The organism is Streptomyces sp. NPDC058470 (genome assembly GCF_042721055.1).
Classification (GTDB): domain Bacteria; phylum Actinomycetota; class Actinomycetes; order Streptomycetales; family Streptomycetaceae; genus Streptomyces.
The window spans coordinates 1-21,922 of sequence record NZ_JBHXMF010000099.1 but is presented as its reverse complement, the minus strand read 5'-3'; the positions used below and the strand labels follow the sequence as shown (position 1 = coordinate 21,922).

General features: G+C 71.0%; 23 protein-coding genes. 7 read left to right on the top strand and 16 right to left on the bottom strand.

Going from position 1 to position 21,922, the window contains the following annotated elements; translation table 11 throughout:
• Positions 1-40: 40 nt before the first annotated feature.
• The 5 genes from ACFWP7_RS40745 to sigE all read right to left on the bottom strand — a co-directional run bounded on the left by ACFWP7_RS40745 (position 41) and on the right by sigE (position 5,807).
• Positions 41-697: a hypothetical protein gene (locus tag ACFWP7_RS40745; RefSeq protein ID WP_384393041.1), complete on the bottom strand. Its 657-nt coding sequence runs from the start codon at positions 695-697 to the stop codon at positions 41-43.
• Positions 698-1,038: 341 nt separating this feature from the next.
• Positions 1,039-1,482 carry a sec-independent translocase gene (locus ACFWP7_RS40740; protein WP_384393039.1) on the bottom strand — a complete coding sequence of 148 codons (444 nt, stop codon included), beginning with the start codon at positions 1,480-1,482 and terminating at the stop codon, positions 1,039-1,041.
• A gap of 192 nt (positions 1,483-1,674) precedes the next feature.
• A complete protein-coding gene (locus ACFWP7_RS40735; RefSeq protein ID WP_384393047.1) occupies positions 1,675-3,261 on the bottom strand; it encodes a S1C family serine protease in 1,587 nt (528 codons plus the stop codon).
• Between the two features lie 870 nt (positions 3,262-4,131).
• Entirely contained in the window at positions 4,132-5,109 is a 978-nt protein-coding gene (locus tag ACFWP7_RS40730) for a zf-HC2 domain-containing protein (RefSeq protein ID WP_384393036.1), read from the bottom strand.
• Positions 5,106-5,807, bottom strand: coding sequence for an RNA polymerase sigma factor SigE (gene sigE, locus ACFWP7_RS40725; RefSeq protein ID WP_365435353.1), 702 nt, complete (start codon positions 5,805-5,807; stop codon positions 5,106-5,108). The genes ACFWP7_RS40730 and sigE overlap by 4 nt, the downstream gene beginning before the upstream one ends.
• A 226-nt stretch (positions 5,808-6,033) precedes the next feature.
• Between sigE and ACFWP7_RS40720 the strand changes: the two genes are divergently transcribed.
• Positions 6,034-6,735: an O-methyltransferase gene (locus ACFWP7_RS40720; RefSeq protein WP_384393044.1), complete on the top strand. Its 702-nt coding sequence runs from the start codon at positions 6,034-6,036 to the stop codon at positions 6,733-6,735.
• A gap of 121 nt (positions 6,736-6,856) precedes the next feature.
• On the opposite strand, the gene ACFWP7_RS40715 is transcribed toward ACFWP7_RS40720, so the two are convergent.
• The gene (locus ACFWP7_RS40715; protein WP_003966491.1) at positions 6,857-7,024 is read right to left on the bottom strand and encodes a DUF3117 domain-containing protein; all 168 of its coding nucleotides are present in this window, start codon (positions 7,022-7,024) and stop codon (positions 6,857-6,859) included.
• Between the two features lie 373 nt (positions 7,025-7,397).
• Between ACFWP7_RS40715 and ACFWP7_RS40710 the strand changes: the two genes are divergently transcribed.
• Complete coding sequence (locus ACFWP7_RS40710; protein WP_384393033.1) at positions 7,398-8,204, top strand: enoyl-CoA hydratase/isomerase family protein; 807 nt, start codon at positions 7,398-7,400, stop codon at positions 8,202-8,204.
• A gap of 55 nt (positions 8,205-8,259) precedes the next feature.
• Here the strand turns inward: ACFWP7_RS40710 and ACFWP7_RS40705 are convergent, their stop codons facing one another.
• The gene (locus ACFWP7_RS40705) at positions 8,260-8,841 is read right to left on the bottom strand and encodes a DNA-3-methyladenine glycosylase I (RefSeq protein WP_384393031.1); all 582 of its coding nucleotides are present in this window, start codon (positions 8,839-8,841) and stop codon (positions 8,260-8,262) included.
• The gene (locus ACFWP7_RS40700; protein WP_384393028.1) at positions 8,838-9,194 is read right to left on the bottom strand and encodes a DivIVA domain-containing protein; all 357 of its coding nucleotides are present in this window, start codon (positions 9,192-9,194) and stop codon (positions 8,838-8,840) included. Before ACFWP7_RS40700 ends, ACFWP7_RS40705 begins: the two co-directional genes overlap by 4 nt.
• A gap of 183 nt (positions 9,195-9,377) precedes the next feature.
• Between ACFWP7_RS40700 and folP the strand changes: the two genes are divergently transcribed.
• Positions 9,378-10,238, top strand: coding sequence for a dihydropteroate synthase (gene folP / locus ACFWP7_RS40695; RefSeq protein ID WP_384393025.1), 861 nt, complete (start codon positions 9,378-9,380; stop codon positions 10,236-10,238).
• Between the two features lie 114 nt (positions 10,239-10,352).
• Here folP and ACFWP7_RS40690 read toward each other — a convergent pair whose 3' ends face one another.
• Positions 10,353-11,111 (bottom strand): TIGR00730 family Rossman fold protein, encoded by a 759-nt coding sequence (locus tag ACFWP7_RS40690; RefSeq protein ID WP_365435368.1) that lies wholly within the window; start codon positions 11,109-11,111, stop codon positions 10,353-10,355.
• 119 nt (positions 11,112-11,230) lie between these two features.
• Positions 11,231-12,310 (bottom strand): succinyl-diaminopimelate desuccinylase, encoded by a 1,080-nt coding sequence (gene dapE / locus ACFWP7_RS40685; protein WP_384393022.1) that lies wholly within the window; start codon positions 12,308-12,310, stop codon positions 11,231-11,233.
• 94 nt (positions 12,311-12,404) lie between these two features.
• Between dapE and ACFWP7_RS40680 the strand changes: the two genes are divergently transcribed.
• Positions 12,405-13,394 carry a heavy metal transporter gene (locus ACFWP7_RS40680; protein WP_384393019.1) on the top strand — a complete coding sequence of 330 codons (990 nt, stop codon included), beginning with the start codon at positions 12,405-12,407 and terminating at the stop codon, positions 13,392-13,394.
• Between the two features lie 352 nt (positions 13,395-13,746).
• A complete protein-coding gene (locus ACFWP7_RS40675; protein ID WP_384393016.1) occupies positions 13,747-14,217 on the top strand; it encodes an ATP-binding protein in 471 nt (156 codons plus the stop codon).
• Between the two features lie 226 nt (positions 14,218-14,443).
• Here ACFWP7_RS40675 and ACFWP7_RS40670 read toward each other — a convergent pair whose 3' ends face one another.
• Together ACFWP7_RS40670 and fdxA are read right to left on the bottom strand one after the other, a co-directional pair.
• Positions 14,444-15,541 (bottom strand): bifunctional succinyldiaminopimelate transaminase/glutamate-prephenate aminotransferase, encoded by a 1,098-nt coding sequence (locus tag ACFWP7_RS40670; RefSeq protein ID WP_384393012.1) that lies wholly within the window; start codon positions 15,539-15,541, stop codon positions 14,444-14,446.
• Between the two features lie 175 nt (positions 15,542-15,716).
• Positions 15,717-16,037 carry a ferredoxin gene (gene fdxA, locus ACFWP7_RS40665; protein WP_019058397.1) on the bottom strand — a complete coding sequence of 107 codons (321 nt, stop codon included), beginning with the start codon at positions 16,035-16,037 and terminating at the stop codon, positions 15,717-15,719.
• Between the two features lie 140 nt (positions 16,038-16,177).
• Between fdxA and ACFWP7_RS40660 the strand changes: the two genes are divergently transcribed.
• Together ACFWP7_RS40660 and ACFWP7_RS40655 are read left to right on the top strand one after the other, a co-directional pair.
• Positions 16,178-17,254: a GNAT family N-acetyltransferase gene (locus ACFWP7_RS40660; RefSeq protein WP_384393009.1), complete on the top strand. Its 1,077-nt coding sequence runs from the start codon at positions 16,178-16,180 to the stop codon at positions 17,252-17,254.
• Positions 17,255-17,271: 17 nt separating this feature from the next.
• A complete protein-coding gene (locus ACFWP7_RS40655; RefSeq protein ID WP_384393007.1) occupies positions 17,272-18,123 on the top strand; it encodes a tetratricopeptide repeat protein in 852 nt (283 codons plus the stop codon).
• A 92-nt stretch (positions 18,124-18,215) separates the two neighbouring features.
• Here ACFWP7_RS40655 and ACFWP7_RS40650 read toward each other — a convergent pair whose 3' ends face one another.
• Genes ACFWP7_RS40650 through ACFWP7_RS40635 form a run of 4 tightly spaced genes read right to left on the bottom strand, consistent with a single transcriptional unit; the run spans position 18,216 to position 21,695 of the window.
• Complete coding sequence (locus ACFWP7_RS40650) at positions 18,216-18,830, bottom strand: response regulator transcription factor (RefSeq protein ID WP_384393004.1); 615 nt, start codon at positions 18,828-18,830, stop codon at positions 18,216-18,218.
• Positions 18,827-20,020: a sensor histidine kinase gene (locus tag ACFWP7_RS40645; protein ID WP_384393002.1), complete on the bottom strand. Its 1,194-nt coding sequence runs from the start codon at positions 20,018-20,020 to the stop codon at positions 18,827-18,829. Before ACFWP7_RS40645 ends, ACFWP7_RS40650 begins: the two co-directional genes overlap by 4 nt.
• Positions 20,017-20,757, bottom strand: coding sequence for an ABC transporter permease (locus ACFWP7_RS40640; protein WP_384392999.1), 741 nt, complete (start codon positions 20,755-20,757; stop codon positions 20,017-20,019). Before ACFWP7_RS40640 ends, ACFWP7_RS40645 begins: the two co-directional genes overlap by 4 nt.
• Positions 20,754-21,695 carry an ABC transporter ATP-binding protein gene (locus ACFWP7_RS40635; protein ID WP_384392996.1) on the bottom strand — a complete coding sequence of 314 codons (942 nt, stop codon included), beginning with the start codon at positions 21,693-21,695 and terminating at the stop codon, positions 20,754-20,756. Before ACFWP7_RS40635 ends, ACFWP7_RS40640 begins: the two co-directional genes overlap by 4 nt.
• Between the last annotated feature and the right edge of the window lie 227 nt (positions 21,696-21,922).

The following is a 21,922-nucleotide window of genomic DNA, read 5'->3' as shown; positions in this document are numbered from 1 at the left end:
GTCTTGAGTGACGGCGCCCCCCTCCTCGTACGCCCGCCGCCTAGGCGTACGCCCCGATGTCCTTGATCATCGAGAAGCCCAGCCCGTACGCGCTCATGCCCCGCCCGTACGCGCCCACGTGGACGCCCTCCTGGGTGGAACCCGCGAGGACCCAGCCGAACTCGGACTCGCGGTAGTGGAAGGGCGTGGGGACACCGTCCACGGGGAGGGACAGGGAGGACCACTCGGAGCCGCTCAGGTCGTCGGCCAGGACCCATGCCGTTTCCGTCTGCTGGTCCAGCCAGTCGTCCCGCAGGGTGTGGTCCATCTGGCCGGGCCAGGTGAAGGACAGCAGCCCCACTCCCGCGAGCCAGGCCGCGGAGGAGACCGAGGTGGCCTCCAGCAGACCCGTACCGTCCGCGCTGCGTCGTACGGGGCTGGCCGCGACGGTCACCACGACCGCGAAGCGCTCCTTGTCCTCCGTCGTCTCCCCGCGCACGCTGGGCTCTTCGCCGTGCCCGATCGAACCGTGCTCGACGGCACCGTCCGCCGAGGTACCGACCTGCATCAGCCAGCGCGGTCCCGTGAAGGCCTCGTCGAGGCCGTACCACGGGAAGGGCGCCAGCAGGTAACCGTCGACCGTGCGCCGGGCGGAGGGGACCTGCTGGCCGCCCTCCGCGGCCGGCGCCTGCGCGCCTACCCGACTTGTCGTCTCCATCTGCCGGACGCCTCCTAGCTCTCGTCGGACCGGTGGGCCCACCCCCCTCGGGCGTCCTTATCGGTCCGCACAACAACTGGGCAGCATAGCCACACCACTCCGAGCAGCCGGGAAACCGCCCGGCGCGTGGGTATGTTTTGAGGCCGTGTGAGACTCAGATCACCTGCGTCGAAGGCCCTCTACGGCGCAGAGGGCGCGTCCCGTACGGCACAGGTGGCGCGCTCGTACGGCACAGGTGGCGCGCTCGTACCGCTCAGGCGGCGCGCTCGTACGGCACAGGCGGCGCGCTCGTACCGCACAGGCGGCGCGCTCGTACCGCACAGGCGGCGCGCTCGTACGGCTCAGGTGGCGTCCGCGTCGAAGGGCGGGCGCTCGTCCTTGGCGAGGTCGAGCTTCTCGCGCTTCTTCGTCATGTCGACGGAGCCACCGGAAGGGCTGGAGGAGCCGGCGGACGCTTCGGACTCACGGGCGTGCACCGCGTCCGTGACCTCGGCCATCTCCTTCTTCAGGTCGAAGCCGTTGCGGATTTCCTTGAGCCCCAGCTCGTCGTTGTCCAGCTGCTTGCGGATGAACGTCTTGGGGTTGAGGTCCTCGAACTCGAAGTCTTTGAACCCCGGGCCGAGTTCCTCACGGATGTCCGCCTTGGCACTCTCCGAGAACTCGCGGATCTTGCGGATCGTGCGCGTGACATCCTGGATCATCTTCGGGAGCTTGTCCGGACCGAAGACGAGCACGGCGAGGACAACGAGCGCCACAACCTCGAGCGGTCCTATGTCATTGAACACCTGAAGCTCCTTGCGATGTCCTCGGTCCTCGGGCCCTCGGCGGTTCTTCCGTGGTCCGGGCCGTGTCCACGGTACCCGGCCATCCCGTCCGTCCGGAACTGTCCCGGGGCTTCCGGGTTCATGTACACGCCGGGTTTTCCGCGATATTTGCCGTTCAGGGCAGCCCTCGGCCGTCTTTCCGTGAGATTCCCGTCAGTCGCTGTCGGCCGAACCGAGGACCAGCGTGAGCTGCTTTTCCGTACCGCCACGCAGGAGGGTCAGCGGCAGTGTGTCGCCGGGGCGGTGGGCGCGGACCCTCACGATCAGCTCCTCGCCTGAGTGCACGCGCCGACCGTCGACCTCGGTGATGATGTCGCCCGCCCTGATGCCCGCCTTGGCGCCCGGGCCGCCCGCCGTGACCGCCGGACCGCCGTCACCGCCCTGCGTCCCGACCTTGGCGCCGTCGCCCGCGTACTCCATGTCGAGCGTGACCCCGATCACGGGGTGGGTCGCCTTGCCGGTGTTGATGATCTCCTCGGCGACGCGCTTGCCCTGATTGATGGGGATGGCGAAACCGAGCCCGATCGAACCTGCCTGACCGCTCTCCGGGCCGGAGCCGCTGTCCGCGGAGCGGATGGCGCTGTTGATTCCGATGACGCGGGCCCTGGAGTCGAGGAGGGGGCCGCCGGAGTTGCCGGGGTTGATCGGAGCGTCGGTCTGCAAGGCGTCCACGTACGAGACGTCGCTGCCGTCGCCGCTCTCCCCGCCCGCCGTGATGGGCCGCTCCTTGGCGCTGATGATGCCGGAGGTGACGGTGTTGGCGAGGTCGAAGGGCGCGCCGATGGCGACGACCGGGTCGCCGACCTGGACGTTGTCGGAGTTGCCCAGCGGCATGGGGTCCAGGCCGCTGACGCCGGACACCCGGACGACGGCGAGGTCGTACCCGCTGTCGCGCCCCACGACCTTCGCCTTGGCGGTGTCGCCGCTGCTGAAGGTCACGGATATGTCGCCGCCGTCGGCGGCCGGTTCGACCACGTGGTTGTTGGTGAGGATGTGCCCCTGGCCGTCGAGCACGAACCCGGTGCCGGTGCCCTCCTGGTCGGACCCGCTCACATGCAGGGTGACGACGCTGGGCAGCGCCTGCGCCGCGATCCCGGCCACGCTGTCCGGAGCCCGCCCGGGCGCCTCCTTCCCGGCCTGCGGCAGCTCTACGTCACTCACCCCGCCGTTCCGCTCCAGATACACCCCGACGATCCCTCCGACGCCTCCGGAGACGAGCGCGATCAACACGGCCCCGGCGACCAGCGCCTTCTTCGCACGCCTGAGCTGCTGCGCCCTGGTGACGACGACCGCGCCGTTCTGCTGGAGGGGGCCGGGGGCGGCCCAGGGGTCGTAGTTCTGCCAGGGGGTGGGTGCGGGGGGTGCGGCAGGGGCCGGGGCGGGGGGTTCGTATGTGCCGTGGGCCGGTGTCGTGGGTGACGGAGTCGCTGGGGGTGCTGGGGGCGCTGGGGGCGCCGCCGCAACGTGGGTGCCGTGCGCGGGCGTGACCGCGGGGTGCTGGACGGGCGGGGCGGACGCCCAGGGGCCCGGTTCGCCGTAGGGCGGGGTGCTGTAGGGGTCGGGGGCGTGCAGGGGCCTGGGGCGGCCTGCCGGGGTCTGGTCGGCGGGCAGGGCGTGGGATGGGCGGTCTGAAGGACGGTCCGGAGGAAGAACCGCGGACACCTCGACCGAGGACCGGTCGGCCGGCACAGCACGCGGAGGAAGGTCCGAAGGACGGTCCGGAGGAAAACCCGCGGACACCTCGACCGAGGATCGGTCGGCCGGCACAGCACGCGGAGGGAGGTCGGAAGGGCTGTGGGGAGGAAGGTCGGGAGGAAGAGCTGCGGGAAGTTCGGACGGATGGTCGGCGGAGCGGTCCGTGGGAGGGGCCGCGGGGCGCTCGACGGAGGGGTCAGCGGGAGAGGCCACGGGCCGGTCGACGGAGAGGTCAGCGGGAGAGGCCACGGGCCGGTCGACGGAGAGGTCAGCGGGAGAGGCCACGGGCCGGTCGACGGAGGGGTCAGCGGGAGAGGCCACGGGCCGGTCGGCAAGGCCGTCGGCGGGGATGCCGTTCGACTCGCCTGCGCCGTGGAGCGGAACGGGACCGGCCAAATCAAAGTCGCCGCCGGTGTCGGCACCCGACCCTGCCGAAGCGCTGTGACCACCAGCGCCCGACGTTGCCAAGTCACTGTCGCCGCCGATGCCCGACCCTGCCGACACGTCACCGGCATCGGCATGGTCACCGGCCCCACCGGGATCAGCGCCTTCCCGGCCGTACGGCCGGGCCCCGGCCAACTCGAAGTCGCCCTCGGGGCCCGCGCCGGGCGGCGTCGGGTCACCGTCCCCGAGAGGTCGCTGAAGCTCGAAATCGCCCTCGGTCTGGGCGTCGGGTATCCGTGCGCCCTCGGACGGGCCTGTCCCGGCCTCCCCGGGGGCGACCGGCGGCCGGGGTCGGCTCCACCACTTCGGCTTCGTGGGCTTCCCGTCGTTCATGCTCTCCCCACACCTGGCCCCCGGGCACAACTCGCCGACGGTTGCCGCAGATTGTCGACTCCGCGCCCGGGATCCCTCCGGCGAACGCGGCCCACCCCGGATTCAACCAGGTTCAGGGGCCGCCGCGCAGAGGGCGGGTCAGCGGATGGTGCCGGAGGAGGGCGCGGAGGGGGACGGGGAGGAAGTGGGGGACAAGAGGGGCCCGGGGGCCGCGAGAAGGCCCGGAGTGGTGATGTCCGGTGCCGTGGACCAGGCAGTCAGTGCGACCGGGTCGACCTCGGTGAACGGACGTATGAGCGGGGACATCACTGCGGCACCGGCGACCACCGGGGCCGTCAGCGTGTGCATGACCTCCTGGGCGCGGCCGGCCGGAGCGGGGACTCCGGGCAGCAGCGGCGCGGACACCTCGGTGGGCGCCACCGTGTTCTGGCCGAGCGTCGGCTTGCCCTGTGCGAGGAGCGGCCCCACGGACCGGCGCCGCTGCGCGTCAGGAGCCGTCGAGGTTCCTGCGCCCTGCGGACGCGTCGGCGTCACATTGCTTCCGGTACCGGACTCGCCCCGCGCGGCCGCGGTGTCAGCGGTGGTCCCGGTCGACACCCCGCCGAGCGCGACCGCAGCCAGCGACACGGCTCCCGCCGCGGCGAAGGCGAAGCGCAGCCCGCGCGAGGCCGACCGCTCGGCCTCGTGACGGCTGACGTCATGGATACGGAAGCCGCGCCCCGGGGAGGAGGGCAGCACATCGGCGTGGGGTTCGGAAGGGACGTAGCCGAAGGACTCGCCCCTCACTCCGAAGATGCCGGTGCCGTCGGAGCCGCCGGGGATTCTTCCGCCGAAGGCTCCCCCGCCCAGCGGCGAGCCGGCACTTGTGCCGGAATCACCTCCGCCGGGGAGCCCTTGGAGACGGGCCAGGAAGCTTTCGGAGGGCGGCGGCGGGGCCATCTCCGCGAACACGTTCTTCAGTCGGCGCTGGGCTGCCGCCTCGGCCTTGCACTTCGCACAGGTGGCGAGGTGGGCCAGGACGCGCTCGCGCGACTCATGACCGAGCTCTCCGTCGACAAGGGCGGACAGTCGGTCTCCCAGATGCTGCTCAGCAGATGTAGGACGTGATCCACTCACGCGGACGCGCCCCCTCCTCCCAGGGCGGGCACACCGGTCACCGCGAAGCCGCGGCGCTCGGCACGGGCCTCGGGAGACCGGTGTGCGAGGGCCTTGCGCAGCTGCGAGCGGCCACGGTGGATCCGGCTGCGGACCGTGCCGAGCTTGACGCCCAGGGTCGCGGCGATCTCCTCGTACGACAGTCCCTCGATGTCACAGAGGACGACCGCGGCGCGGAACTCGGGCGCGAGGGTGTCCAGCGCCTGCTGGACGTCCGCGTCGAAGTGCGCGTCGTTGAAGACCTGCTGCGGGGACGGCTCACGGCTGGGCAGGCGCTCGGCCGCGTCGTCGCCGAGGGCGTCGAAGCGGATGCGCTGCTTGCGGCGCACCATGTCCAGGAAGAGATTCGTGGTGATGCGGTGCAGCCAGCCCTCGAAGGTGCCGGGCGTGTAGGTCGACAGGGAGCGGAAGACACGGACGAAGACCTCTTGTGTCAGGTCCTCGGCGTCGTGCTGGTTGCCCGTCAGGCGGTAGGCGAGCCGGTACACCCGGCCGCTGTGCGTGCTGACGATCTCCTCCCAGGTGGGCGGAGTCCACGCCTGCGACTCCGCGTCGGTGGTGAACGTCGCGGTCTGCCCGGAGTCGGCACTGTGGAAACGGTCAGCGGTGTTGGTCACGGATTTCGGCTCACCCGCCGACCTGAGAAAGCGCCGCAGCACTCCTCCCCGATCCACAGGCGCAGCCGCACCTCCCCTGTCGGCTCTGGTGGTGTCCAGTGGAGCCCCTACCATAGCCACCTCGCCCGTTAGCTCCGGATAAGCGGTTTTACGAGAATTTGATACGCGCTCATATCGCTGCGTCAGCACTTGCTCACCGCCCTGCTCCGCGGTCTGATCCATGTGCTTCCCCCAGTGCGTTTCCCCACCCCTCTAAACGCCTGGTCCCATCTGCGGGTTCCCGGCGCCAACGGATACAGTCACGGCCAGGCATCTACGGGGACAGGAGAGCGTCATTACCGGCAACCGGCAGCCAAGCTGGGCGGCGTTCGCCGACGCCTTTGCCGCCGAGGACGAAGCACTGCTCTGGGCCCGGGACCGGGCCCAGGACGCAGGGCTGCGCTCGGTGTCGCCCGGTACCGGGGCGGCGCTGCGGTTGCTCGCCGCCACCGTGGACGCGAAAGCGGTGGCGGAGATCGGGACCGGGACCGGGGTATCCGGAATTCATCTGCTCAACGGCATGCGGCCGGACGGGGTACTGACCACGGTCGATCCCGAGCCGGAGCGCCAGCAGTTCGCCCGCCAGGCCTTCCGCGCGGCCGGCTTCGCGAGCAACCGCGCCCGCTTCATCCCCGGCCGCGCCCTCGACGTCCTGCCCCGGCTGGCGGACTCCGGATACGACCTCGTGTTCTGCGACGGCGACCGTCTGGAGTGTCTGGAGTACTTCGCTGAATCGTTGCGCCTGTTGCGTCCGGGCGGGCTCGTCGTCTTCGAGGGCGTCTTCGCGGACGGCCGCACGGTGGACTCTGGGCCCCAGCCCGCGGAGGTCGGGCGGCTGCGCGAACTGTTGCGCGCGGTGCGCGAGAGCCAGCATCTGATCCCCTCGCTGCTGCCGGTGGGCGACGGCCTGCTGTGCGCGGTCAAGCGCTGACCATGAGCCTCGACCAGCGCCGCTGACCAGGGGTTTCATCGAGGTCGTACCCCGCAAATACAGCTGCCCCGGCACCGCGTGCGATGCCGGGGCAGCTGAAAGGGTATGGTCGCGTCCCGCGTCAGCCGACGACCTTCTTGAGGGCGTCGCCAAGAGCGTCGGCCTCGTCAGGGGTCAGCTCGACGACGAGCCGTCCGCCGCCTTCGAGCGGAACGCGCATGACGATGCCCCGCCCCTCCTTGGTCACCTCGAGCGGGCCATCGCCCGTCCGCGGCTTCATGGCCGCCATGCTCGTTCCCCTTCCTGAAACCAGCTCATCGTCGCCGACGGCCCCTTAGAAGGGCACGCCCGTCCCCTCATAGGACACGCGTCACCGGCATCGAACACATTGCTTCCAGGCCATTATCCCGCATCTCAGGACCCGATGACCAACATCAGTCGGCATCGCTTGCGCAACGCGCTTGAGCAAAACCACTCAATTCGGCGATGTGACTGCGATACTGCGCCGCCGCATGACCTTCCAAGGTCCCGAATTCTTTGACGCAGGTCACATGTCCGAACGGCTCCGCTGTCAGTGATCTCCGTCATGCTGTCCTCGGAAGCAGGACGTACCGGCGGGTAGGCGGGTACGACGGAGCCGCGACACCGGAGGGGAACCCACCATGGCCGACACCGTGCTCTACGAGGTGAGCGACGGACTCGCGACGATCACGCTGAACCGCCCCGAGGCGATGAACGCGCTGAACACCGAGATCAAGGTCGCCTTCCGGGACGCGGCACAGGCCGCCGCGGCCGACGACTCCGTACGGGCCGTGCTGCTGACCGCCGCCGGTGACCGGGCGTTCTGCGTGGGCCAGGACCTCAAGGAGCACGTCGGCGGGCTGCTCGCGCCGCGCGAGTCGGGCGCGGGCAAGGGCGTCATGAGCACCGTGCACGACCACTACAACCCGATCGTGCGCGCGCTGACCGGCGCGGCGAAACCGGTGGTGGCCGCCGTGAACGGCGTCGCGGCCGGGGCGGGATTCGGTTTCGCGCTCGCCGCGGACTACCGCGTCGTGGCCGATACCGCATCCTTCAACACGTCCTTCGCGGGGGTCGCACTGACCGCCGACTCCGGCATCTCCTGGACGCTGCCGCGGGTCGTCGGCCCGAGCCGCGCCGCCGATCTGCTGCTCTTTCCGCGGAACATCACGGCTCAGGAGGCCTTCGACCTGGGGATCGCAAACCGGCTTGTACCCCCGGGCGAGTTGCGCGCCGAGGCGGAGCAGGTGGCCCGCGCGCTGGCCGAGGGGCCGACCCTCGCGTACGCCGCGCTGAAAGAGTCCCTCGCCTACGCCCTGTCCCACTCGCTGGACGAGTCCCTGGAGAAGGAGGACGAGCTCCAGACCTGGGCGGGCGAGTCGGAGGACCACATGATCGCTGTGCAGGCGTTCGTGAACAAGGAGAAGCCGAAGTACCTGGGGCGGTGACGGTTCGCGGGGAACTGCGGGCCGGGTGTGGCCGGTCGCGCAGTTCTCTGCGGCCCTACTGGGCACTCCTGGACACGCAATCGACCAAGTGGTCGTTGACCAGGCCGCATGCCTGCATCAGGGCGTACGCCGTCGTCGGGCCGACGAAGCGGATGCCGCGCTTCTTGAGGGCCTTGGAGAGGGCGGTCGACTCGTCGGTGACGGCCGGGACGTCGCCGAGCCTCTTCGGGGCCGGGCGGCCGGCCGGGGCGGGGGCGAAGGACCAGATCAGCTCGTCCAGCTCACCCGGTGCCCAGTCGGTCAGCACGCGCGCGTTGGCGACCGTCGCCTCGATCTTGGCGCGGTTGCGGATGATGCCGGGGTCGGCGAGCAGGCGCTCCTTGTCCGCGTCGGTGAAGGTCGCCACCTTGGCCACCTCGAAGCCGGCGAAGGCGGCACGGAACCCCTCGCGGCGCCGCAGGATCGTGATCCAGGACAGGCCCGACTGGAATGCCTCCAGGCACAGCCGCTCGTACAGCGCGCCGTCGCCGTGGACCGGGCGGCCCCACTCCTCGTCGTGGTACGCCAGGTAGTCCTCGGTCGACAGCGCCCAGGGGCAGCGCAGCGCGCCGTCAGCGCCCGCGAGTGCGTCGGTCACTGGTGATCCTCCTCGGCGGGCTTCCGCAGCGAGGTGGAGGTGACCGAAGCGGACCTGGCGCCGTCGAGTGCCGCCTCCAGGTCGGCGATCCGGGCGTCCCGCTCGCCGATCTCGGCGCCGAGGCGGCCGAGGGCGTCATCGACGTCCGCCATGCGGTAACCGCGTACGGCGACGGGGAAGCGCAGGATCTCGACATCCTCCCGGTTCACGGGGCGGTCCGGCGGAAACGGGTCCACCAGCCGCTCGGGCCCGGCCTCGGGGAGGGGTGCGCTCTCGCCGCCGCCCACCACGGCCACCGTCACCGCGGCGACCACGACGGCGAGCGCGACGACCAGGAACAAGAACATGAACATCGCTGAGGTCCCCACGCTCTGGTGCCGACGCGGGGCGCGCCGGCGTGGATAGCGCTGCAGCGGACTGTGCTGAAGCGGTTGGTGCTGATGCTGACAGTGTCGGGTCCGATCGTGCCATGCGAGTCTGACAGTTAAGGTCGCAGGCGGCTTATCAGCGGGACTTACTGGGAGAGGTCACAGGGGATGCTCAGGCTGGGCAGGTATGAATTCGACCCGCACGAGCCGGTGATCATGGCCATCGTCAACCGGACCCCCGACTCCTTCTACGACCAGGGGTCCACGTTCCGGGACGAGCCCGCGCTCGCCAGGGTGGAACAGGCGGTGTCCGAGGGCGCCGCGATCATCGACATCGGCGGGGTCAAGGCGGGGCCGGGGGAAGAGGTGACCGCCGAAGAGGAGGCGCGTCGCACGGTCGGGTTCGTCGCCGAGGTGCGGCGGCGTTTCCCCGACGTGATCATCAGCGTCGACACCTGGCGGCACGAGGTCGCCGAGGCGGTCTGCGAGGTCGGGGCGGACCTGCTCAACGACGCGTGGGGCGGGGTGGATCCGCGCCTGGCCGAGGTGGCCGCGCGGTACGGGGTGGGGCTGGTGTGCACCCACGCCGGTGGCGCCGAGCCGCGTACGCGTCCACATCGGATCGCGTACGACGACGTCATGGCCGACATTCTCCGGGTGACCCTGGGTCTTGCCGAGCGGGCGGTGTCGCTGGGCGTGGCCCGGGAGTCCGTGATGATCGACCCGGGGCACGACTTCGGGAAGAACACGCGGCACAGTCTGGAGGCGACGCGGCGGCTCGGCGAGATGGTGTCCACCGGGTGGCCCGTCCTCGTCTCCCTCTCCAACAAGGACTTCGTGGGCGAGACCTTGGACAAGCCGGTGAAGGAGCGAGTGGTGGGGACGCTGGCGACCACCGCCGTCTCGGCGTGGCTGGGGGCGCAGGTGTACCGCGTCCACGAGGTCGCGGAGACCCGGCAGGTGCTGGACATGGTGGCGTCGATCGCGGGGCGTCGGGCGCCGGCTGTGGCGCGGCGGGGGCTGGCGTAGGGGTTTGTTCGCCCCCTCCGCCCCTACCCGTCCCGTATCTGGGGGCTACCGCCCCAGACCCCCGCAATCGCGCTGAACGCGCTCGTCCTCAAACGCCGGACGGGCCGAAAACTGCTACCGTCCCGCCTCCTTCGACACCAGCGACACCGCCTCGTCCACGTCGTCCGTCAGGTGGAACAGGAGGAGGTCCTTCTCCGAGGCCTTGCCTTGGGCGATGAGGGTGTTCTTGAGCCAGTCGACCAGGCCGCCCCAGTACTCCGTGCCGAAGAGGACGATGGGGAAGCGGGTGACCTTCTGGGTCTGCACCAGGGTCAGCGCCTCGAAGAGTTCATCCAGGGTGCCGAGTCCGCCGGGCAGGACCACGAAGCCCTGCGCGTACTTGACGAACATCATCTTGCGGACGAAGAAGTACCGGAAGTTGAGGCCGATGTCGACGTACTGGTTGAGGCCCTGCTCGAAGGGCAGCTCGATGCCGAGACCGACGGAGATGCCCTTGGCCTCGCAGGCGCCCTTGTTGGCGGCTTCCATGGCGCCCGGGCCACCGCCGGTGATCACGGCGAAGCCGGCCTCGACGAGACCGCGGCCGAGCGCCACGCCCGCCGCGTACTCGGGCGAGTCCGCCTTCGTACGGGCGGATCCGAACACACTGATCGCGGGCGGGAGTTCGGCCAGTGTGCCGAAGCCCTCGATGAACTCCGACTGGATGCGGAGCACCCGCCAGGGGTCCGTGTGCACCCAGTCGGACGGCCCGCCCGCGTCCAGCAGGCGCTGGTCCGTGGTGCTCGCCTGCACCTGATCCCGCCTCCGCAGCACCGGTCCCAGCCGCTGCTCCTCCGGTGGCCGCTTCTTGCCCTCGGGGTTGCCAGTAGCCATGTGCGCTCCCTCCGCTTGCGGTAGTTCCACCCCAGCGTAGATCTACGCGGGTTACGGAGGGGGGACGCGAGCATGTCCGCCGGACACCGGCAGGGCTCAGCTCGCGTCTCGGCCACCTCTCAGGCCGTCAGCCAGGCGCGCAGCCGCTCCTCGGCCTCCGGGATCGCGGATGCCTTGACCCGCTCATCCACCTTGTGGGCCAGCAGCTGGGCGCCGGGCCCGTAGTTCACCGCGGGCACCCCGAGCGCGCTGAAGCGGGCGACGTCGGTCCAGCCGAACTTGGGGCGGGCCTCACCGCCGACGGCCGCCATGAAGGCCGCCGCTGCCGGGTGGGTGAGGCCCGGGCGGGCTCCGCCGGTGTGGTCGTCGACGATGAACTCGTCCACTCCGCAGTCCGCGAAGTAGTCGCGGACGAACGCCTCCGCCTCGGCCTCGCTGCGGTCGGGCGCGTAGCGGAAGTTGACGACCAGGGTGCAGGCGTCGGGGATGACGTTCGTGGCGACGCCGCCTTCGACGCGGACGGCGTTGAGGCCCTCGTGGAAGCGCAGGCCGTCCACGACCGGCGTGCGCGGCTCGTACGCGGCCAGCTTGGCCAGGGCGGGGGCCGCCGCGTGGATCGCGTTGGAGCCCATCCACGCGCGCGCGGAGTGCGCCCGCTCCCCCTTGAACTTCAGAAACACCCTGAGCGTGCCCTGGCAGCCGCCCTCCACCTGGCCGTCCGTCGGCTCCAGGAGGATCGCGAAGTCGCCCTTCAGCCAGTCGGGGTGGGCTTCGGACACATGCTTCAGACCGTTCAGGTGTGCGGCGACCTCTTCGTTGTCGTAGAAGACGAAAGTGAGGTCGCGGTTGGGGGCGAGCACCGTGGCCGCGATGCGCAGCTGGACCGCGACCCCGGACTTCATGTCGCAGGTGCCACAGCCCCAGAGCACGCCGTCCTCGTCGAGGCGGGACGGGACGTTGTCCGCGATGGGGACCGTGTCGATGTGGCCCGCGAGGACGACGCGCTCGGCGCGGCCCAGGTTGGTCCGCGCGACGACGTTGTTGCCGTACCGGTCGACCGTCAGGTGCGGCAGGGCACGCAACGCGGTCTCGACGGCGTCCGCGAGGGGCTTCTCGTTACCGCTCTCCGAGGGGAAGTCGACGAGCTGCGCGGTCAGCTCGGCAGCGTCCAGCGTGAGGTCAAGGGGGGTATCGGCCATGCGGCCGACCCTAGCGCTCACGGCTCCGTCGGCTCGAACCGGTTATCCACAGCCCCGCACATCTCCAACATGGACCTCCAGTACCTTGTACGACGTGTCAGAGCCGTCCCCCACCCCCGTCCGGCGCGGCCGCCTCCTCCGTTTCGGAGGGGCCGTCGTGGTCCTGCTCGCGCTCGCCGCCTATCTCACGGTGCAGTACCTCACCGGGGGGCCAGGCGTTCCCCGTTGCACGGTCGTCTCGGGCAGGAACGACGGCGAGTCGTACGAGTTCACGCCGGAGCAGGCGGTGAACGCGGCGACGATCTCGGCGGTCGGCACCCACCGCGACATGCCCGAGCGAGCCGTGACCATCGCACTGGCCACCGCGCTCCAGGAGTCAGGACTGCGCAACATCAAGCACGGCGACCGGGACTCGCTCGGCCTCTTCCAGCAGCGGCCCTCGCAGGGCTGGGGCACGACGGCGGAGATCATGGATCCGACGTACGCGGCGGACATCTTCTACGAGCACCTGGCCAAGGTCGACGACTATGCGCAGCTCCCGCTCACGGTTGCCGCGCAGCGCGTGCAGCGCAGCGCCTTTCCTGACGCGTACGCGAAGCACGAGCCGGACGCCACACTGCTGGCCGCGGCTCTGACCGGCCGCTCGGCGGCCACGCTCACCTGCCAGGGCCCTGCCGGGTCGACCCCGGCGGGCGGCCCGGACGCGGTGCGGTCCGCGCTCGTACGGGACTTCGGGCGTGATGTGCTCCAGGACGCGGGGGCGGATGTGAGCGCCACGGAGACCCCGGCCCCGGCCTCCCCCTCGGCCTCCCCCTCGACGACAACCGCGAGCCGGACCGTGACCCTGCCCGTGTCCGCGGAAGCCTCCGGGAGCACCACCACGGCCACCGTCGGGCAGCGTGGCTGGGAGCTGGCGCACTGGGCCGTGGCCAACTCCTCGGGACTGCACATCGACCGCGTCTCGTACGCGGGGCGGGAGTGGACGGCCGGCAGCACCGACAGCAGGTGGAGTACGTCCGACGCGAACGGGGGCCCGGCCGCGGAGACGTCCACCGCCGAGGTCCGAATCGTCACTGGGCAGTAGTACGGGTCCTCACCCGTTGGGGGGACCCGGAGCGAGTGCCGACGGCGATGGACGCGGGTTTTCGCGCGGTCGCTGTCGTTTCCGCCGAATCCCTTGAAAACAAAGGGGGGTAAGGATTCGGCAGACTTTCCGACCGGGTGCTTTTTACCCGTCTTTGTCCGCAGATGATTATGCGACGCATTACCAACTCTTTACGTTGGATCACCGCAACCTTCGCGGGCTTCGAGCGGTAGTCACTGCGTCCGAGTCCGGAACGATCACCTTCGGTCGGTCGACGGTAGGCCGACAACTTGTTGGTCAACTGCCGGGCCTGGATGGATATTTCACCGTTCTCTTCCGTCTAAGGAGCATCATGTCCCTCCCCCTGACCCGCCGGATCGCCCGTGCCGCGCTGCTCGTCGCAGCGGGAGCGGCTGCCGGGGTCGGTGCGGCCGGCTCCGCCAGCGCGGCGCCCGAACTGCCGACCACCCCCAACCTCGGCGGGCTGACCGCCCTGGACGGGGCGAGTGTCGGCAACACGGTCGACGGTGCGGCTCAGAACGTGACCGGGCTCGCCGGCAAGTCCGGCGGCGACGCGGTCAAGAAGACAGTCCCGGCCGCGGGCAAGACCAGCGGGAAGGTCGCCAAGACGGCGACGCCGGCCGCGCAGCAGGTGGCCGGGGACACCGCGGGGCAGGCCGGAGGCCTGGTCGGTGACACCGCCAAGGCGGCGGGAGCCGGCCTTCCGACGGACGCGGTTACCAAGGGGCTGCCGACCGACGCGGTCACCAAGGGCGGACTGCCCACGGAGCAGCTGCCGCTGAAGGGTCTGCCGCTCGGCTAGGCGCCGGCGCCGTACGGCTACGGGGGTCCAGGGAAGCTTGTTTCCCTGGACCCCCGTTTCGCTGTGCCCCTGCGGGGGCTGGGCCCTGCTCACACGGCACCCGGCGCTGTCGGCCGTGCCCACCTGTCCCGCCCTGCGGGACGGGTGCCCACAGCGGTAGCCAAAGCGGTGGCCGCCCTCGGCCGCGCCGACAGCAGCGGCAGCGGCTGTCGGCCGCAGCAGCTGGTTATCCCGCCAGGCGGTCCACCGCTGCCGTCACTCTCTCGTCCGTCGCCGTGAGGGCCACGCGTACGAAGTTCTCGCCCGCTGGGCCGTAGAAGTCGCCCGGGGCGACGAGGATGCCGAGGTCGGCGAGGTGGGCGACGGTGGTCCAGCAGGACTCGTCTCGGGTGGCCCAGAGATAGAGGCTGGCCTCGCTGTGTTCGATGCGGAAGCCGTGTCGCAGCAGGGCGTCGCGCAGGGCGGTGCGGCGGGCGGCGTAGCGCTCGCGCTGTTCGCGGACGTGGGCGTCGTCGGACAGGGCGGCGACCACCGCGGCCTGGGTCGGCGCGGAGGTCATCAGGCCGCCGTGCTTGCGGATCTGGAGGAGGTCGCCGAGGACGGCCGGGTCGCCGGCGAGGAACGCGGCGCGGTAGCCGGCCAGGTTCGACCGCTTCGAGAGCGAGTGGACCGAGACGATCCCCTCGTACGAGCCGCCGCACACGTCCGGGTGGAGGACCGAGGCCGGGTCGGCCTCCCAGCCCAGTTCGATGTAGCACTCGTCGGAGAAGACGAGGATGCCGTGCTCCCGGGCCCAGGCGACGATCCGGGTGAGCTCGGCCCGGGACAGGACGCGGCCCGTCGGGTTCGACGGGGAGTTCAGCCAGAGGAGCTTCAGGCCCGTCGGGTCCAGGTCCGTCGGGTCGTCGTACGCCACGTGGTCCGCCTGGGCCAGGCGGGCGCCGACCTCGTATGTCGGGTACGCCAGGCGCGGGTAGGCGACCTTGTCCCCGGGGCCCAGGCCGAGCTGGGTCGGCAGCCAGGCGACCAGTTCCTTGGAGCCGACGATCGGGAGTACGTGGTGGTGGGTGACGCCCCGTGCGCCGAGCCGTCGTTCCACCCAGCCCGTGAGCGCGTCGCGCAGCTCGGGGGTGCCCCACACCGTGGGATAGCCCGGCGAGTCCGCGGCCGCCACCAGAGCTTTCTGGATCAGCTCGGGCACCGGGTCGACAGGGGTGCCGACGGACAGGTCGACGATGCCGCCCGGGTGGGCGGCGGCCGTCGCCTTGTAGGGCTCCAGCTTGTCCCAGGGGAAGGCGGGAAGCCGGTCGGTGACTGCGGACACGGGATGGGCTCACTTTCTCGAACGTACGGCGGCCTGGAGCCCGTACGTATCGCTGGTACTCGCTGCACTCACGTGCAGTCGCTGTGCTCACCGGTACGGCAAACGCCTCGGTCCCGTACGGCGATCAAGGCGATCAGGCCGTACGGGACCGAGGCGGCACGTAGGTGCGGGCCGCTTACTGGTTCTGCGGCGGGAGCGCTGCGACGAAGGGGTGGTCGCGCTCGATCAGGCCGAGCTTGCTGGCGCCGCCGGGCGAGCCGAGCTCGTCGAAGAACTCGACGTTCGCCTTGTAATAGTCCTTCCACTCCTCGGGAGTGTCGTCCTCGTAGAAGATCGCCTCGACCGGGCACACCGGCTCACAGGCTCCACAGTCGACGCATTCGTCCGGGTGGATGTACAAGGACCGGGAGCCCTCGTAGATGCAGTCGACCGGGCACTCCTCGATGCACGCCTTGTCCTTGACGTCGACACAAGGCTGCGCGATGACGTAGGTCACGCTGTCGTTCCTCCTCGATAGGGCGCTGGCGGGCCTCCATAGGCTCCGCCGCCTGGCGCGCGGAAGCGCGGCGTCGTCGATGCCCGCACCTAGTATCTCCGTTCTTGGTCCTGATCCGAACAGGAGGGGTGAACTGACCTGTGGAAATCTCTGCGTCTGGTCGTCTCGAGGTCCGCATCACCGCTGCTGACGTGGGCAAACGCGTCTCCGTCCGACGGCGATACACGGATGCCGCCGACGGGGAGAAATTCACTGACACGGTGGGTGTTCTCACATCATGGGACGACAGTGTGTTGACGATCACACGGCGGACCGGAGAACGCGTCCGTATTTCGGAATCCTCGCTGGTCGCGGGCAAGGTCGTGCCGCCCGCTCCGGCGCGGCGGCGGGGGCCGGCGGCGTCGTACGAGGAGCTGGCGCGGGTCTCCGCGCGGGCCTGGCGGCCGGTGGAGAGTGAGCGGCTCGGTGCGTGGGAGCTGCGGGCAGCCTCCGGGTTCACCCGGCGCGCCAACTCCGTGCTGCCGCTCGGCGAGCCCGGGCTGCCACTGGACGAGGCTCTGACGTACGTACGAGGCTGGTACGCCGCCCGTGGCCTGCCCGCGTACGTCCAGACCGCCACCGGGGCCGAGGGCACGCAGGAGCTGCTGTGCGCCGAGCTGGAGGCACGCGGGTGGGCACGTGAGGTGACGGCCGAGCTGTGGGTCGGGGCGCTCGCGCCGGTCGGGGACCGGGAGGCTCCCGGGGTCGTGATCTCCCGCGAGGCGGACGCGGACTGGCTGGACCGCTATCAGCGCAAGGGGCTGAGCGAGGTGGCCCTGAAGGTGCTGGGGAGCGGGCCCTCGGTGTGGTTCGCGACGGTGCCGGGGGCGGCGGGTGCTGCTCCGGCCGCGATCGGGCGGTGCGTGGTGGACGGGCGGTGGGCCGGTTTCGCCGCCGTCGAGGTCGACCCGGCGTACCGGCGGCAGGGGCTCGCCACGACGGTGATGGCCGCGCTGGCCCGCCGTGCCCTGGACGAGGGCGCGTCGGCGGCCTGGCTCCAGGTGGAGGCGGACAACGCAGGGGCGCGGGCGCTGTACGGCGGGATGGGGTTCGGGGCGCATCACGCGTATCACCACTACCGAGAGCCACACACGCCACAGACGCCACAAGCGTCCGGCGGTGATCGGTCCCGGCAAACGCCGCAGATGCCCGGCAGCGACCGGTATCGATCGTCGTGAACGGGCACGAAGCTGCTATGCGTTCGCCTCATCCCCCGGAGCCGGAGCGGGCCGCCGAGGTGCGGCGGCGGTTCGGTGAGGAGGCACGGGCCGAGCGGCCCGATCTGGCGGTGCTGTGCCTGCTGGTGGGGGCCGCGGCGGACGGTGGCCTCGACCAGGCGGGCATGGACGCGGCGCAGATCGAGCTGGACCGGCTGGCGGGGCTGTTGCCGTTCCGGCCCGGCGGGCCTCGGTCCTGGGCGGCCGCGCTCGGTGAACTCCTCGGCGGGCGCTGCGAGTTCCGGGGTTCGCCCGGGGACTACCAGCGGCTCGGTTCCTCGCTGCTCCACGAGGTGCTGCGGCGACGGCGCGGGCTGCCCATCCTGCTCTCCGTGGTGTGGATGGAGGTCGCACGGCGGGCCGGGGCGCCCGTGTACGGGGTCGCCCTGCCCGGGCATTTCGTCGTCGGCTTCGGGCCCCCGGAGCAGCAGATCCTCGCCGACCCCTTCGACGGCGGCCGTGTGCTCACCGGCTCCGACGCGGAGCTGCTCGTCGCGGGGGCGACGGGGGCGCCGCTCGACGCGGCGATGCTCTCTCCCGCCGACCCGCTCGATGTCGTTCTGCGGATCCTGAACAACATCCGTGCGTGGGCTGCCGCTCGGCCCGAGCGGTCCGATGTGGCCCTGTGGGCCGTCGAGTTGTCCTTGGCGCTGCCGTCGCACCCGGCTCGGTTGCGGTACGAGCGGGCTCAACTTCTTGTCCAGCGTGGGGACTTCCTCGGTGGGGCGGTTGAGCTCGACGCCTATGCGGATGTGGTGGCTGCGGTGGATGAAGCGGCCGGGGACCGCGTGCGGCAGCAGGCGCATGCCGCGCGTTCCATGCTCAACTGAGGTCGCCCAGTCGCCGTAGCGGGAACCGCCGTGTCGCGCGACGGCGGCCTCGTCGTAGCCGGTCGCGCAGTTCCCCGCGCCCCTATGGGGCACTACAGCCAGCCCTTCTCCCTCGCGATCCGTACCGCCTCCGCCCTGTTCCGCACCGCCAGTTTCTGGATCGCCGTGGAGAGGTAGTTGCGGACGGTGCCCTGGGAGAGGTGGAGGGTGAGGGCCAGTTCGGCGTTGGTGGAGCCGTCGGATGCTGCGCGCAGGACCTCGCGTTCGCGGTCGGTCAGCGGGTTGGCGCCCTCGGCGAGGGCGGCGGCGGCCAGGGTGGGGTCGATGACGCGCTCGCCGGCGAGCACCTTCCGTACCGCTTCGGCGAGTTGGGCGGCCGGGGCGTCCTTGACCAGGAAGGCGTCGGCGCCGGCCTCCATGGCGCTGCGCAGATAGCCGGGGCGGCCGAAGGTCGTGAGGATGACCAGCTTGAGGCCGGGGAGAGCCCGGTGGACTTCGGCCGCCGCCTCGATGCCCGTCTTGCCCGGCATCTCGATGTCGAGCAGCACCACGTCCACGTCGTGTTCTCGCGCCGCGGCCAACACCTCGTCCCCGCGTGCCACTTGGGCGACGACCTCGATGTCCGGCTCAAGTCCCAGCAGGGCGGCGAGTGCCTCGCGGACCATCGACTGGTCCTCGGCGAGCAGGACCTTGATCGTGCGGCTCATGCCCCGGATCCTACGGGTCCGTCGAGCTGGTCGGCCGCGTCGCCCGTATCGCCCGTAGGCACCCGCGCGACCAGCCGGAACCCCTTCCGTGCCCGCCCGGCCTCCAACGTCCCGCCCGCCTTCTCCAGACGTTCGGACAGCCCGGTGAGGCCGTTGCCGGGGCCGTCGACGGAGCCGCCCGAGCGCCCGGCCCCGTCGTCCTCCACGGACAGTTCGAGTACCGGCCCGTCCAGTGTCTGACGGCGTACGAGCCCCACCACGCAGCGCCGGGCCCCGCTGTGCCGTACGACATTGGTGACCGCCTCACGCAGCGCCCAGGCCAGCGCGGACTCGCTCTCCTCGGGGACCCCGATGAGGTCCGGCTCGGCCGGCAGGTCCGCGATCACGCCCGCCGCCGTCAACGCGACGCTCATGCCCGCGAGTTCACCCGCCAGCCGGGGCCGCCGGTACCCGGTGACCGCCTCGCGTACGTCGATGAGGGCCTGGCGGCTGACGTTCTCGATGTCGGCGACCTGCTGGGCCGCCTTGTCGGGGTGGTCGGGGAGCATGCGCCCGGCCAGCTCGCTCTTGAGCGTGATCAGCGACAGCGAGTGCCCCAGCAGGTCGTGCAGGTCACGGGCGAGCCGCAGCCGTTCCTCGTTCGCGGCGAGCTGGGCGACGGTGGCACGGGCCTCGCGCAGCGCGATGGTCGTCCGCACGAGTTCACGTACGCCGGTCATCGCGAACCCGCCGAGGACCGCCGGGATGAGGAGCGCGCCCAGATATGCCGTGCCGTCCGGGACGGCCAGGGCGATCGCCGTCAGCAGGGCGGCGCTGCCCGGGATGCTCCAGCGCGCCCAACGCAGCGGCAGCGCGGCGCCGGACGCGATCGCGACGTACACGAAGAGGACGAGCCACTCCCGGCCCAGGGTGAGGGACAGGACCGCCGACTGGGCGGCGAGGACGCCGAGGGAGCCGAGCACCAGGGCGTTGGTCTCGCCGCGGCCGGTGCGGAAGACCAGGATCATGTACCAGCAGACGAAGGCGACCAGGCCGATCCAGCCGAGGATCCGTACGCCCGTGCTGTGCCCGCCGTTCAGCAGGTCGCTGACGGGCGCGCTCAGGTAGACGAGCCAGATGCCGGTCCACAGGGACTTGACCATCTTCTGCCTGCGGTTCTGCGGGCGCTGCCCGATGCCGACGCCGCTCACGCCTTCAGCGTGTCCTTCCGGTACAGCCAGGCCGCGCCTCCCGCGAACAGGACGAAGGAGACGGCGAGGATGGCGAGGTCAGTCACGTGCGGAGCGTTGCCCAGTTCGATGGACTGCCCCAGGGCAGCGTACGCGTGCGTGGGCAGCCACTTCGCGATGTCCTGCAGCCAGTCGGGGAAGGTCGTACTGGGCAGCCACAGGCCGCCGAGCATCGACAGGCCGAAGTAGACGATCATCGTGATCGGGCGGACCGCGTCCCCGCTGGCGAGGTAGCCGATGGCGACGCCGAGCGCGGCGAAGACCAGGCTGCCGGCCCAGATGGCGAAGGTGAGGACCACCCACTGCCAGGCGTCGAGGCGTACGTCCTTCACGGCCGCCGCGACGACGAAGACGATCACGATCGAGGGCAGGCTGATGACGGCGGCGCTCGCGGTCTTGGCGAGTACATAGCCGCGGCCCGGCAGCGTGGTGAGCCGCAACTGCCGTACCCAGCCGCTCTCCCGCTCCTTGGCGATGCGCTCGCTGTTGCCCATCAGGACGGCGGTCAGGGCGCCGAAGGAGGCCATGGAGACCATGTAGAAGGTCGGCAGGGTGAGCCCGGTGCCGTCCACTTCGGTCGTACTGTCGGCGCTGCCCGCGATCAGCAGGAACAGGGCCGAGGGGTAGATCACCGAGAAGAACAGGAACTTGCGGTTGCGCAGGGCGCGGGTGATCTCCAGCTTGATGAGGCTGTTCACTTCTGCTTCGCCTCCTCGGCGGCCGTGATGGCGACGAAGGCCTGCTCGAGACCGAGCCCGGCGACTTCGAGGTTGCGGGGGTAGACACCGAGGCCGTACAGCGCGTGGACGGTCGCGTCGGCGTCGGTCGACTGGATGCGGACCGTGTGGCCGGAGATGTCGATGGTGGTGAGGAAGGGCAGCGCCCGCAGCGCGGCCTCGTCGACCTCGCCGACCTCACCCCTCGAGGTCTTCAGGTCGAAGGCGATCCGCCGCGCGCCCGCCTTCGCCTTGATCTCGGCGGCGGTGCCGTCGGCCAGCAGGTGGCCCCGGTGCAGGACGAGCACCCGGTCGGCGATCGCGTCGGCCTCCTCCAGGTAGTGCGTGGCGAAGAGGACCGTACGGCCCTGGTCGGCCTGCTCGCGCATGGTGGCCCAGAAGGCCTGGCGGGCGGAGACGTCCATGCCGGTGGTGGGCTCGTCGAGCACGATCAGGTCGCTGTCGCCGGCGGTGGCGAGGGCGAAGCGCACACGCTGTTCCTGGCCGCCGGAGAGCTTGTTGACCTTGCGGTCGGCGAGCTGCGAGATGCCCGCGCGGGCCAGTACGTCGGTGGCCCGGAACGGCTTCGGGTGCAGATCGCAGGCGAGCCTCACCAGTTCGCCGACGGTGACCTCGTCCATCAGTCCGCCGCTCTGCAGCATCGCTCCGACCCGGCCGGCGACGATGGCCTCGCGCGGGCCCGCCCCGAACACCCGGACCACACCGCTGTCGGGCCGCTTGAGGCCGAGCAGCAGGTCGAGGGTGGTCGACTTGCCCGCGCCGTTGGGGCCGAGGAGGGCGACGGTCTCGCCCGGGTGCAGGTCGAGCGTCAGTCCGTCCACGGCCCGGACTCCGCCGTAGCTCTTGGTCACCGATTCGAACCCGACCACCGAGGTGGTGGCCGTCGCAGTCGTTGTCATGTGATCCATCGTGGCGGCGCGAGGGGCACCACCGGCAGTGCCGCATGTCGCACATCCGGGATGACAGATGTCATACGGCCCGGCACAGGCGTTCGGGATCGGATCCTGGCGGACGGCAGGAGGGCGCCCGGCCATGGGAGGTAATGGGCGGGCGCCCACGAGGAGGCGACCGCGGGGCCCAGACACCCCGAAGCCGGCCACCGGGCGCGGACGGGCAAGTGTAGAGA

Bases quoted from the DNA above. Each gene is read 5' to 3' on its own strand.
- ACFWP7_RS40715 (WP_003966491.1), bottom strand. From the start codon at position 7,024: ATGGCGGCCATGAAGCCGCGGACGGGCGATGGCCCGCTCGAGGTGACC.
- folP (WP_384393025.1), top strand. From the start codon at position 9,378: ATGCTCAGGCTGGGCAGGTATGAATTCGACCCGCACGAGCCGGTGATC.
- ACFWP7_RS40710 (WP_384393033.1), top strand. From the start codon at position 7,398: ATGGCCGACACCGTGCTCTACGAGGTGAGCGACGGACTCGCGACGATC.
- ACFWP7_RS40650 (WP_384393004.1), bottom strand. From the start codon at position 18,830: ATGAGCCGCACGATCAAGGTCCTGCTCGCCGAGGACCAGTCGATGGTC.
- dapE (WP_384393022.1), bottom strand. From the start codon at position 12,310: ATGGCCGATACCCCCCTTGACCTCACGCTGGACGCTGCCGAGCTGACC.
- ACFWP7_RS40635 (WP_384392996.1), bottom strand. From the start codon at position 21,695: ATGACAACGACTGCGACGGCCACCACCTCGGTGGTCGGGTTCGAATCG.
- ACFWP7_RS40745 (WP_384393041.1), bottom strand. From the start codon at position 697: ATGGAGACGACAAGTCGGGTAGGCGCGCAGGCGCCGGCCGCGGAGGGC.
- ACFWP7_RS40655 (WP_384393007.1), top strand. From the start codon at position 17,272: ATGCGTTCGCCTCATCCCCCGGAGCCGGAGCGGGCCGCCGAGGTGCGG.
- ACFWP7_RS40700 (WP_384393028.1), bottom strand. From the start codon at position 9,194: ATGTTCATGTTCTTGTTCCTGGTCGTCGCGCTCGCCGTCGTGGTCGCC.
- ACFWP7_RS40675 (WP_384393016.1), top strand. From the start codon at position 13,747: ATGTCCCTCCCCCTGACCCGCCGGATCGCCCGTGCCGCGCTGCTCGTC.
- ACFWP7_RS40690 (WP_365435368.1), bottom strand. From the start codon at position 11,111: ATGGCTACTGGCAACCCCGAGGGCAAGAAGCGGCCACCGGAGGAGCAG.